The 12261-nt window shown below is 52.6% G+C and carries 13 protein-coding genes; 12 read left to right on the top strand and 1 reads right to left on the bottom strand.

Features of this window, described 5'->3' with window-relative positions:
* Positions 1-12 precede the first annotated feature (12 nt).
* From BMW65_RS18385 to BMW65_RS18350, 8 genes are all read left to right on the top strand, one after another.
* The gene (locus BMW65_RS18385; protein ID WP_090607594.1) at positions 13-264 is read left to right on the top strand and encodes an acyl carrier protein; all 252 of its coding nucleotides are present in this window, start codon (positions 13-15) and stop codon (positions 262-264) included.
* Between the two features lie 9 nt (positions 265-273).
* Positions 274-1140 (top strand): LpxL/LpxP family acyltransferase, encoded by an 867-nt coding sequence (locus tag BMW65_RS18380; protein ID WP_090607593.1) that lies wholly within the window; start codon positions 274-276, stop codon positions 1138-1140.
* Between the two features lie 69 nt (positions 1141-1209).
* The gene (locus tag BMW65_RS18375) at positions 1210-2145 is read left to right on the top strand and encodes a hypothetical protein (protein ID WP_090607591.1); all 936 of its coding nucleotides are present in this window, start codon (positions 1210-1212) and stop codon (positions 2143-2145) included.
* Positions 2145-3281, top strand: a complete 1137-nt coding sequence (locus BMW65_RS18370; protein WP_090607590.1) for a dialkylresorcinol biosynthesis protein DarB — start codon at positions 2145-2147, stop codon at positions 3279-3281. Before BMW65_RS18375 ends, BMW65_RS18370 begins: the two co-directional genes overlap by 1 nt.
* A gap of 4 nt (positions 3282-3285) precedes the next feature.
* A complete protein-coding gene (locus BMW65_RS18365; RefSeq protein WP_090607588.1) occupies positions 3286-3723 on the top strand; it encodes a hotdog family protein in 438 nt (145 codons plus the stop codon).
* Positions 3716-4177, top strand: a complete 462-nt coding sequence (locus BMW65_RS18360; protein ID WP_143053921.1) for an ApeP family dehydratase — start codon at positions 3716-3718, stop codon at positions 4175-4177. The genes BMW65_RS18365 and BMW65_RS18360 overlap by 8 nt, the downstream gene beginning before the upstream one ends.
* A 6-nt stretch (positions 4178-4183) precedes the next feature.
* The gene (locus tag BMW65_RS18355; protein ID WP_090607585.1) at positions 4184-4597 is read left to right on the top strand and encodes a flexirubin biosynthesis protein DarG; all 414 of its coding nucleotides are present in this window, start codon (positions 4184-4186) and stop codon (positions 4595-4597) included.
* Positions 4594-5589: a BtrH-related acyltransferase DarH gene (locus BMW65_RS18350; protein ID WP_090607583.1), complete on the top strand. Its 996-nt coding sequence runs from the start codon at positions 4594-4596 to the stop codon at positions 5587-5589. Before BMW65_RS18355 ends, BMW65_RS18350 begins: the two co-directional genes overlap by 4 nt.
* 444 nt (positions 5590-6033) lie before the next feature.
* Here the strand turns inward: BMW65_RS18350 and BMW65_RS18345 are convergent, their stop codons facing one another.
* On the bottom strand, positions 6034-8565 hold the full coding sequence (locus BMW65_RS18345) for a family 20 glycosylhydrolase (protein ID WP_218145458.1): 2532 nt from the start codon (positions 8563-8565) through the stop codon (positions 6034-6036).
* Between the two features lie 101 nt (positions 8566-8666).
* Here BMW65_RS18345 and BMW65_RS18340 point away from each other — a divergent pair, with 101 nt between their 5' ends.
* From BMW65_RS18340 to BMW65_RS18325, 4 genes are read left to right on the top strand one after another with little or no spacing between them, the layout of a single operon-like run.
* Positions 8667-9419: an ABC transporter ATP-binding protein gene (locus BMW65_RS18340; RefSeq protein WP_090607581.1), complete on the top strand. Its 753-nt coding sequence runs from the start codon at positions 8667-8669 to the stop codon at positions 9417-9419.
* Entirely contained in the window at positions 9412-10701 is a 1290-nt protein-coding gene (locus tag BMW65_RS18335; RefSeq protein WP_090607580.1) for an ABC transporter permease, read from the top strand. Before BMW65_RS18340 ends, BMW65_RS18335 begins: the two co-directional genes overlap by 8 nt.
* Positions 10701-11117 carry an acyl-CoA thioesterase gene (locus BMW65_RS18330; protein WP_090607579.1) on the top strand — a complete coding sequence of 139 codons (417 nt, stop codon included), beginning with the start codon at positions 10701-10703 and terminating at the stop codon, positions 11115-11117. Before BMW65_RS18335 ends, BMW65_RS18330 begins: the two co-directional genes overlap by 1 nt.
* Positions 11093-12259 (top strand): beta-ketoacyl-[acyl-carrier-protein] synthase family protein, encoded by a 1167-nt coding sequence (locus tag BMW65_RS18325; protein ID WP_090607577.1) that lies wholly within the window; start codon positions 11093-11095, stop codon positions 12257-12259. Before BMW65_RS18330 ends, BMW65_RS18325 begins: the two co-directional genes overlap by 25 nt.
* The last annotated feature ends 2 nt before the right edge of the window (positions 12260-12261 follow it).

Raw genomic sequence — 12261 nt, 5'->3', positions numbered from 1 at the left:
TGTAGCTTAACCATGAGTAGGGACGAGATAATTGACATTACCAATAAGTTTTTAATTGAAGAGTTTGAAGTAGAATCCGAGGTTGTCCAACCCGAGGCAAATCTAAAGGATTCGCTTGATTTGGATAGCCTGGATTACGTGGACTTAGTGGTCATCATCGAATCAAATTTTGGCATCAAACTGGAAAGCAAGGATTTTACCGACGTCAACACGTTTAACGACCTCTATGATTTAATCGGCAGTAAGCTGCATGCCATCGCCTAATCAAATCCAATGGCTGAATGGGAAGGAAAATCAAAAGGAACGGTTTCCGGATACAAAATATTTATTTTCCTGATTAAACATGCGGGGATAAATGTTGCCTATCTCCTGCTGGTATTTGTCTCCCTTTATTACTTCTTGTTTTCCCGCCGTCAAACCAGTGCCATCTACCGATATTTTCGCAATCATCGCCGTCATGGCTTCCTGATAAGCCTAATCAATACGTACCGCAATTATTTTGTCTTCGGGCAGACCATCATCGACAAGGTGGCCATTACCGCTGGTCTTGCCCACCGATACACCTACGAATTTGATGGCATCGAGCACATCCGTCAATTGGCCAAGGACAATAGCGCAGGTATCCTTATCAGCGCTCATGTAGGCAATTTCGAAGTATCGCAGTATTTCATGGGCGAATTTGACAAGCCAATCCATCTGGTGACCACCGACGAGGAGCAACGGGCCATTAAATCCTACCTGGCCAGTATCATGGCCAAACCGAAAACCGGATTCATCGTCGTCAAGGACGACCTGTCGCACGTCTTTGAAATCAACCGGGTCATCGACCAAAAGGACATGATATGCTTCACCGGGGATCGTTTCGTGGGTGGGGCCAAGACATTGACAGCCAATTTTCTTGGCCAGCCGGCGCGTTTTCCAGCAGGCCCTTTCCTCATCAGCTCACGCCTGAGCACACCGGTGCTTTTCGTTTATGTGATGCGCGAACGGCATAAACATTATCACCTGTATGCGCGGACGGCCGTATTTGATCATCGCGATGCCCAATCGCTGCTCCATGCTTATACGCGCAGCATCGAACAAATTTTGGTAAAATATCCGTTGCAATGGTTTAATTATTATGATTTTTGGGGTGCTTAACGTTGGTGATCGGTGACGGGTGATCGATGGTCAGGAGTCTGTTGTCTAATGTCTATTTTCTAATGTCTAATGTCTAAAAAAGTTCTTATCGTATACTACACCCAAACGGGCCAACAGAAGGAGATCCTGGACAATATCCTTAAGCCATTGGCGGCCGATAGCGATATAGCACTTACCTTTCATCGGATACAACCTGTCCAAGACTATCCTTTCCCCTGGGATGGCTACAGTTTCTTCGATGCTTTTCCAGAGTCATTCTTACAGATTCCCTGTGCCCTCGAACCGATGGGAGCGGACATCCTCCGGGAGGATTACGATCTCATCATCCTTGGTTACCAAGTGTGGTACCTCTCGCCGTCCATCCCGTTCAATTCATTTTTGAAAAGTGAGGAGGCAAGGGCCCTTCTGAAGAATAAGCCCGTCGTTACCATCATCAACTGCCGCAACATGTGGGCAATGGCACAGGAAAAAGTGAAGTGGGCACTCCATGGCATCGGCGCCAACCACGTGGGCAACGTGGTCTTGGTAGACCGGCACCTCAACCATATCAGCGTCATTACCATCGTGCACTGGATGATGACTGGCAAAAAAGATTCGTACCTCGGAATATTCCCCAAGCCGGGGGTCGCTGAAGAAGCGATCCATGCGTCCGAGAAATTTGGCGTACCGATACGTACTCATTTGAAAAACGGCAACTATGATACCCTCCAGCGGGCACTGGTGCAGCTGGGGGCTGTCCATGTAAAACCTTTGTTGGTATTTACTGATAGAAGGGCCAATTCGTTATTTGCCAAATGGGCCAGCCTCATCCGAAGCAAGGGGATACCGGGGGATCCAGCCCGCAAACCGTGGCTGAAGGCTTTCAACTATTACCTGATTTTTGCCATATGGGTATTAGCACCTATCGTCAGTTTATTATTTTTAATACTACATTTGCCCTTCCTTCCCCTTATCCGGAAGGAGACGCGGTACTTTCAATCTGTTAATATCAAAGAATCCCGGTAATGCCAACGGTATACATCAATGCAATAGCGAAGTTCCTACCTAATGATCCCGTTTCCAACGACCGCATGGAGCACGTATTGGGTGTCATCAATGGCACACCCTCCCGTGCACGCGCCATCGTGCTGCGAAACAACCGGATCACGGCGCGTTATTATGCCATTGGTGCCGACGGGCAGCCAACGCATAGCAATGCCGAGCTGACCATCGAGGCCATCAATAGGCTGCTGGAACAATCGGGAGCCGACAAGCGGCAAATCGATGTGCTTTCCTGTGGCACCTCCACGCCCGACCAACTGCTACCTTCACATGCCAGCATGGTACATGGACTGTGGCAAAATGGCCCCATGGAAATCAATTCCGCTTCGGGCATCTGCACTTCGGGGATGAACGCGCTCAAATATGCATACATGGCCGTGGCCACGGGAAGTACCAGGCAAGCGGTGTGCACGGGCTCCGAACGGGTATCATCCTGGCTACGCGCGGATAAATTCAACAACGAGTCCGAGCGGCTTGCCGCGCTTGAGCAAAACGCCATCATTGCCTTTGAAAAGGATTTTCTCCGCTGGATGCTGTCCGATGGCGCAGGTGCCATGCTGCTGGGCGCGCAGCCCACTCATCCGGGCCGCTCATTGGCCATCCATTGGATTGATGGGATCTCCTATGCCCACGAGCTGGAGCCCTGCATGTATGCCGGAGCGGTCAAAGCCGACGGAACATTGATCCCCTGGAGTGATACCGCACCGGAAGCTTGGCTCGACCAATCGATATTTGCCATCAAACAGGACATCAGGTTGCTGGAGGCACACATCATTCCCAAAGGGGTACAAAGCATCCAAGCGGTGCTGCGCAGGCACGGGGTACAAGCAAGCGACATCGACCACTTTCTTCCCCACATCTCGTCTTACTTCTTTAAGGATCGGCTGTGTGAAGCGTTCAAAAAGGCAGGGGTTGACATTCCTGAAGAAAAATGGTTCATCAACCTCCATAAAGTGGGCAACATGGGCGCGGCATCAAGCTATATCCAGTTGGAGGAGCTGTTTAATTCAGGCAAACTCCAACCGGGTGAAAAAATTTTGCTTTCCGTCCCGGAAAGCGGAAGATTTTCTTATGTTTATGCGCTATTGGAAGTCACCTAACGATATGAGCCTTGTTTCATCAAAAGAAGCTATCGGGAAGCTCATCCCCCAACAGCTGCCCTTTGTGCTGGTCGATAAGCTTATTGAACACGGAACCGACCATATTATTTCCGGTTTTGAAGTCCCGGCACAGCATGTGCTGGTAGCTAGCGACGGCCGACTCACGGAGGCGGGGGTCATCGAGCATTTTGCACAGACCATTGCCTTACACCAAGGGTATGACTATTTCTTGCGCAACTTAACCCCACCGACGGGGTATATCGGATCCATCAAAAATTTCGAAATCTACCAGCTGCCCCGAGTGGGGGATGAACTCCGCACTACCATCAAGATACTCCAGCGACTATTTGGCGTCACCATGGTGAGCGGCGAGGTCACATGCAGGGAACAACTCATCGCCATCGGCGAAATGCGAACCGTCATAGCTAAAGAACTTGGATAACCGTAGGCCATTCCCCGATATTGAAGAGCTTATCCCCCATAGGCCGCCCATGGTCATGGTAGACCGTGTGGTATCCGTGGACGGACTCAAGACGGAAACATCTTTCCTCGTGAAATCGGAGTGCTTATTTGTGCACCGGGGTACCCTCTCGGAAATGGGAATGCTTGAAAATCTTGCGCAGACGAGTTTTATCTTTCTCAACTATTTTTTTATCCGACCCAACGAGGCCCTATGGGATAAGGAGAAAGACAATTTGGGAGTCATCAGCACGATCCTTGACCTGGAGGTCGTTACATTGCCTAAGGTGGGCGACCGATTGCTGACCTCCACCCATACCGAGCTTGTTTTTACCTCGGATTTTTTGAAAATTTGCAACATTCAAGGCCAAGTGTCCGTCAATGGAACGATGGCCCTCACAGCAACCATGAAAATGCTGTTGCAAACCAATGACTAATGAGGTATGAAGAAAGAAGAAGTACCGCAAGACAACGGGAGCCTGGCCAAAAAGAATGTGCACGAACTGTGCTACGCGGTGGACGAAAACGGCCGCTATACCACCGTACCGAGTACCGGGTGGGAGGCGAAGACATTGGCCTTGAATGAATCGCTTGAACTCATCGACGAACGGATAGCTGCCACAAGGCAGGCCGTCCTGGCCGGCGAAGCCAGCCCCATCGCGTACTACATGGAGCTGCACCGCATGGATGTATCGCTATTGGCCAGCTATGTGGGCATACACCGTTGGTTTGTGAAGCGGCATTTCCAGCCGAAGCGCTTTGCCAAGCTAAGCGACAAAACGCTCCGAAAATATGCCGATACCTTTGGCATCACCATTGAGCAATTGCAATCGCCCTTTCCCCATCCGAACACATGAAGATACCTTTTGAGCACCGCCAATCTGCCCATTGCGAGAATGGGGTGATTTCGAACCTGTTGAACCATCGTGGCGTTCCTATTTCAGAACCATTAGCCTTCGGCATCGGCAGTGGCCTGTTTTTCACCTACCTACCGTTTATCAAGGTCAACTTCGCCCCGGGCTTCAGCTACCGCCCCATGCCGGGTTATATCTTCAGGAAGCTGGCCAAGCGGCTGGGGATCAAGGTAAAGCACCAGCGGTTTTCGTCGACCGAAAAGGCAAAGGCTGCCTTGGATGAAAAACTCCGGCAAGGCATTCCGGTAGGCCTGCAGGTGGGTGTATACCACCTCACGTACTTCCCCGATGAATACCGCTTCCATTTCAACGCCCACAACCTCGTGGTGTATGGAAAAGAAGCCGGGGAATACCTCATCAGTGATCCGGTAATGGATTATACCACCCAGCTCAGTGAACGGGAGCTTGAACAGGTGCGCTTTGCCAAGGGGGCTTTAGCTCCGAAAGGACACCTCTACTACTTAGAACGGCTTCCAGACCACTACGACCTCCAGCGGGCTGTGAAAAAAGGCATCCGGCAGACCTGCAACGATATGCTGGCCCCCGTACCCATTGTAGGGGTAAGGGCCATGAAATGGGTGGCCCGCAATATCCGCAAATGGCCGAAGACCATCGGCATCAAGAAAACGAATCATTACCTCGGCCAGCTCGTGCGCATGCAGGAAGAAATCGGCACGGGCGGTGGTGGATTCCGCTTTATCTACGCTGCCTTTCTCCAGGAAGCGGCTACGCTGCTGGATAAACCGATACTCCGGCAGCGGGCAGCAGAAATGACGTCCATCGGTGATGCCTGGCGTGACTTCGCGCTGAATATCTCCCGCATCTATAAAAACCGTAAATCCGGCAACGACCGGTATGACCAGCTCGCTGAGCAGCTCACCGCGATAGCCGAACGGGAAAAACAGTTTTTCACGCAGTTGAAACAGGACATTTAAAAATTAGTATAGCCAAAATGGGCCGCAGGAGCTTCTTTTGCGTTTGCCCGCAGGGCTTTTCGTCGCTGCCGCGACAGGGCTTTTCTCCGCTCAAGCCGCGGGGGCTCCTACTTTCTTCCGCAGAAAGTAGGCAAAGACTCGCCACTTGGGTCTTTGCTACGGCTGGTAGTGCATCAACCTGCTTGCCGCAAATCCCCTATGTGGCATTTAATGGTGTACGGAGGGTTGCTGCTGAAAGCCGTGCGGGAATAAATTCGTGGCCAGAGCGGCCAGCCGAAGCGCTTTGGTTACTTTGGCGCGACAAAGTAACATGCCTGCGCGGCATAGCGCGCAAAGGGGGTCGCTTCCAGCGACAAAGGCCTGCACAGCCTCATGTGCATAAACAAAACCTTCGTTTTTTTTAATGCGATAACCCTGTATATCGTAAAATAAAACCGTTAAAAATTATTTCCAATATACCGTACGCCCCCCTCGCCCCGCGGCGTTGAACACGCGGAAGGCCACGGTACCCGTTGCAGGCAGCGGCTCCGTATACACCGCGCTCTGCGCCGTAGGTTCGCTGCCGTCTGTCGTATAGCGGATTACGAAACCCGGAAACTGCACATTGGCAGCCAGCTTACTGTCGCGCTGGGCGACGCCTGCCGTAGGTATGCGGTATTGATAACCACCGCCATAGTGATCCAAACGGGACAGCTCGCGTTTGCCCAAGGCATTCAAAAATGCCGACCAATCAGCGGCATACAGCGCCTTGGTCTTACGTTCATTGGATTCGCTGGCCCAAGCAGGGTCAGCCGCCCATGCCCGCTCGGCAAAACCGAGCAGCTTGGGCAGCAGCAGGTATTCCATCCGCTCGGGCGACGTGATGATTTCGCTCCATAAAGGGGCTTGCAACCCGACGATGTTAGCCCTTCCGGCAGCGGTCAGCCGTTCACCGCTCGCTTTTTCCTCCAAGCTCCGGTAGTAGTCGTACGGGACGAAGCGGAACAGCTTTTCAATGTCCACATAACCGCCCCAGTACTGGCCGGGCTCGTAGAAGCTCTCGTTGTAGGCCAGGTCAATATAAAAATTCGTCACGTTGGTAAGTACCACCTTGTAACCCGCATTGGCCAGCCGGTAAGCCAGATCAACGTTTGCCCCTTGGTTGGCCCATACATCCGTATGGAAATTTTCACGTGCAAAGCGCGGTTCCACGACCATGCGGGGGCGGCCGTTTACCACGGCCTTCTTCATGCCGATTTCTTCCCATCCTGAAAGGTAAAGCCCCCGTGCGCTGAGCAGCTTGTTGATACGATTGAAATAGTAGTGCCACAAATCATCAGTGTGCGGGACGCTGCGATCCGCAGCCAACAGGCGGCGAACGGCGGGTGAGCGCTCCCACACGCCATTGGGTACCTCGTCGCCACCGAAATGGATGGTTTCCAAGGGTGCCCCCGCTTCCTTGTATATGGCGATGAGCTCATCCACCACCTTTTCCAGAAACACATAAGCACTCGGCACCGCAACGTTGATGACGTTGTCGTTCCAATGTTGCACCGAACGGTACGCCGACTGGTCTTCCAAATCGCGCAGCAAGTATTGCGATGCTGCGGCACTATCGCCCTTGGCCAGGTAGCTGGCGTATCGAGCATCCATGGACTTGATGGCGGCCCGTGCGTGGCCCGGGGTCTCGATTTCAGGGATGACGCGGATGTGGCGTGCCGCAGCGTACTGGAGCAATTCGATGTAGTCAGCCCGGCTATAAAATCCACTTCCGGTGGCATTGTCCGCATCAGGTCCCGAGCCATACGACGGCATGAGGCGCCGCGCATCGTCCAGCGTGTGCCCGCGCTTAGCCCCTACATCGGTCAGCTCCGGCAATCCCGGTATTTCCAGCCGCCACGCCTCATCTTCGGTGAGGTGGAAATGCATGATGTTGACCTTATACAGCGCCAGCAAATCCAGGATCTTCATCACCTGCTCCTTGGTCTGGAAGTTGCGTGCTACATCCAGCATCACGGCACGATGGGCAAACTGCGGCGCATCTGTCAGCGTGATTCCGGGAATAGCAATGGCAGGCTGCTTATCCGCCCATGAAGTGGGAGGCAGGAGATTTTTCAGTGTCTGGATGCCATAAAAAGCCCCTGCACGCGTCGCCGCCTCTATCACTACACCGGTGGTATCTACCGTGAGCGAATACCCTTCGGCGTTTCCGCCTGCTTTTTGCCGAAGCACCAAGGCCTTGCCTTGCTTTGCTTTAGCTATTTCGGGCACACGGTCAAGCACCTTGGCCAATTCGCTTTGCAGGTACGATGCCTCGGGCTCAAAAGCTGCATCCGTGATAATCGGCACCGTGGGATCTAGTTTGAATACACCGGTCGTATACGCATAAGCCACGGGTGTAGGAAGTACCGGTAGCAAGGCCGATACAGATACATCCGTGATGGTTTCATTTTGAGCATATATGCGTGCCGCAAGGCCGATTTCGAGGCTGTCGGCCTGCGCAAATGGTTTGATCACCAGGGGCAGGGCGGTACCCTCCGGATGGCCATCATCCACGAGGTAAAAGCCTTTGGGCAAATCCGTCATGTTCTTGAGCCGCCGTGACAATACACGGAGCTGTACCGAATCACCGGGAGCCAGCGGCTTCCATCCCTGCCGTGGGGATAAGGAGAAAAAGTCGCCATTAATAAAACCGATACCGGCCAACGCAGTATCTGGCCCGGTTATTTCCGCAGTGCCGACATTGTTGAAATAAATCGTCCACCCGGTTGCATCCAACGTGTCCGTAGCCTGGTTGCTAATGGTCAATAACGACAGGGTTTGATTGGTACCCGAATAAGGCGAGGCCACAATTTCCCATTGCAGCGACAGGGGTGCCTTATCCGCTACTACCGCCGTTGGCGACGAGGCACAGCCAACGAGGCCGCACAGGACCACGAACTGGAAAAGGCGGCTATAGGATACGATGCAGCATTTCATAGCATTCTTACGCAACATTTTTTTTGCAATATACAACATTTCCCGTTTTTTGATAGCACGGTGATATCCACCGCTGCAACGGCCTGTTACTTTTGGATTTTTTACCTTATTTTCGTCCCATGGAGGAAATCATCCGCATACACCAATTGTCCAAACATTATGCGGGCAGTGAGCGGTACGCATTGAAAGACCTGTCGCTTTCGATTAAGAAAAATGAGATTTTTGGCTTACTTGGCCCCAATGGGGCGGGGAAAACAACTTTGATTTCCACGCTGTGCGGCATGATTAAACCCACATCAGGCGAATTGCGTTTCAACGGGCTCAGCTATCGGCAAAACCGCAGAAAAATACAACAGCAAATCGGGATTGTCCCGCAGGAGTACGCACTCTACCCTACCCTTACCGCTGTGGAAAACCTTTATTACTTTGGAAGCCTGTATGGTTTGCCTTCGTCGGAATTGAAGCGCCGCATCAGCGATGGGCTGCATCGCGTCGGACTGACGGACTTTGCAAAGAAACCCATCAAGACGTTCTCCGGCGGCATGCAACGGCGGGTCAACCTATTGGCAGGCATCCTGCACCGGCCCAGCGTGCTCTTCCTGGATGAACCCACGGTAGGAGTGGATGTCCATTCAAAGGAAGTCATCATGGCCCTGCTCCATGAACTCAATGCGCAAGGCACCACCATCATCTATAGCTCGCACCACCTGAATGAAGCCCAGCACTTCTGCACTAAAATCGCCATCATCGACGCAGGGAAAATCGTGGTGGAAGGCGAGCCACAGCAGCTCATTGCATCCGTAAACGGGGCGACAACCCTTGAAAATGTATTCATCCATCTTACCGGAAGCCAACTTAGGGACTATGCATAAACTATCCGTATCGGCGTATAAAGAAGTATTGCTCCTGCTGCGCGACTGGGGCGGGCTGGCCATCCTGTTTTTTATGCCATCGGTGCTGATCATTACCATCACCCTCATCCAGGAAAGCACCTTCAAAGCCGTGGGCGAATCTACGCTACCCATCCTCTTGGTCGATGAAGATCGGGGAGAAATCGGCCGGCTGGTGGCTCAAAACCTTGCGGAGGCACCCAACGTGCAATTGATTACCGCGGTGGATGGCAAGCCGCTTTCCCAAACGGCCGCCAGCACATTGGTGGGTGATGGACAATACCAAATCGCCATCGTCATCCCCGAAGGGCTCAGCGATGAACTGAATGAGAAAGTGGCGCACAACGTGGATAAGATATTGGGGGAATTTGCTTTGACCGAGGCAGATAGCACCAAACAACTGCAGCGCAATGAACAATGGGATCCGAAAGAGGTCATCATTTATTTCGATCCCGCAGCGGGACAGGCTTTCCGCAATGCTACGAAAAACAACATCGAAAAGATGCTTTCCAAAGTGGAGGTGGAAAAAATCTACGCGGTATTCATTGACCAGATGGAGCTCGAAGAAGACCCGGGTCTGCTGGATAATGAAATCATTGCGTTTAAAGAAACCATTGCGCAAAAGGGTAATGATGGCATCATTCCCAACGCCGTGCAGCATAATGTACCGGCCTGGATCCTGTTTGGTATTTTTTTCATCGTGGTGCCACTGGGCATCAACCTCGTGAAAGAAAAAAATCTGGGAACATACATCCGCCTGCGGACGAGCCCGGTTTCTTACCTGGTCATCCTCGGCGGGAAAATCCTCACGTACACGGTGATTTGCCTTATCCAGTTCGCGCTGATGCTGCTCATCGCCCGGTATGTTTTCCCGCTCATTGGGCTAATACCCTTTGAACCCGGTACGCAGTTGCCCCTGATGATACTGATTGCCTTCATTTCGGGCCTTGCCGCCATTGGACTCGGTATCCTTATCGGTACCATTGCCGAAACGCAGGAGCAGTCGGCCCCCTTCGGGGCCATCTTCGTCATCATCCTTGCCGCACTTGGCGGTGTATGGGTACCGACGTTCATCATGCCGGAGGTGATGCAAAAGGTGTCTGCCTTCTCGCCGATGAACTGGGGCATCTCGGCATTCTACGATGTGATCCTGCGCCATGGTACCGCTGCCGACATCGCCCAACCGCTAAGCTTTCTGCTGCTGTTTTTCGCTGCCACCTTATTGGCTGCCATTCTTTACGACAAACGACACCAATCGAATTGATGACTCAACAACTCCAACATACGACCAGTTTCCGCGTACGCTTCAATGAAACAGACCCATTAGGCATCGTTTGGCATGGCCACTACGTCACGTATTTTGAAGATGGGCGCGAGGCCTTCGGGGAAACTTTTGGTATCTCTTATCGCCATATCCGGGATCAGGGTTTCCTTGCACCGGTGGTCAAATGTGTGTGCGAGTACAAATCACCTTTACGCCATGGCGACTGGGCCGAGGTGGAAACCGTATTTGTGCCCAATCCCGCAGCAAAGATGGTTTTCCGCTATACCATATTCAACCGGGCACGGCAAGTGGTGGCCACCGGGGAGACCATCCAGGTGTTTACGGACATGAAAGGTGAGTTGATACTCACCAACCCACCATTCTTTGCGGAATGGAAAGCAACATACGGATTGTGATGAAAGCAGCTGTGTTTATCGCCGGAGATCATTTGATTACCCCATTGGGCTTGGGAAGCGCCGCCAACTTCGGGCGAATCCTGGCCGGGGATGTGGCCATCCAACCCATTGAAGATACCGACCTTTCGGATCACCGCATCCATGCCGCGCGGATTGATGAAAACGTTTGGTTGGATAACATCCACCACCCGCAACGCTATACGCGCTTGGAGCAACTCATTATCCTGGCCTTACAGGCCATGATTGATGCATACCGCATTCCGGTAGACCACAGTACGTTGGTCGTGCTATCGACGACCAAAGGCAATATCACGTTGCTGCATCGCTCCCAAACGGCTATTCCGGCAGAACGGGTGTTCCTCCCTGTGATGGCCGATGCGCTCCAACATTACTTCGGCTTCGAAAACCGCTTTATCACCCTTTCCAACGCCTGCATATCGGGTTCGCTGGCCATTTCGGTGGCACGGCAGTTGCTGCAGCACAACGATAAGTACCAGCAAGCGATTGTCATCGGTGGTGATGAAATCTCCCGGTTCATTGTCTCGGGTTTTGATGCGTTCCAAGCCTTGGCCGATGAGCCGTGCCGCCCTTTCGACCGCGACAGGAAGGGCCTGAACCTCGGCGAGGCCATTGCGGCGGTCTACCTGTCAAAGACCCCAACGATAGGAGCCATCAACATCATGGGGATAGGCTCCTACAACGATGCCAACCACATCTCGGGTCCTTCCCGTACGGGCGAGGGACTGTACCGCAGTATCCGGGAAGCCATGCGCCAAGCTGGCGATCCCGCGCTTGATTTTATCTCGGCGCATGGCACTGCTACGGCCTATAACGATGAGATGGAAGCCATCGCATTGCAGCGCTGTGGCTTGACTGCCGTTCCCGTACACAGCCTCAAGGGGTATTATGGGCATACCTTGGGCGCAAGCGGACTGCTGGAAACCGTACTGGGTATCCAATCGCTCAAACACGACCAACTGATCCCATCGATGGGATATGCACAGCAAGGCACCAATCACGCGCTGAATATCATCACGCCGGAGAACCAAGGTACGGAGCGAAACACGACGCTGGGGACCTTCCTGAAAACAGCCTCGGGGTTTGGCGGCTGCAACATCGCTACGGTATTCCAAAAAATATAGCC

This window comes from Parapedobacter koreensis (assembly GCF_900109365.1).
Classification (GTDB): domain Bacteria; phylum Bacteroidota; class Bacteroidia; order Sphingobacteriales; family Sphingobacteriaceae; genus Parapedobacter; species Parapedobacter koreensis.
Note: the sequence above shows the minus strand (reverse complement) of the source record. Positions and strands in the feature narration are given on the sequence as shown.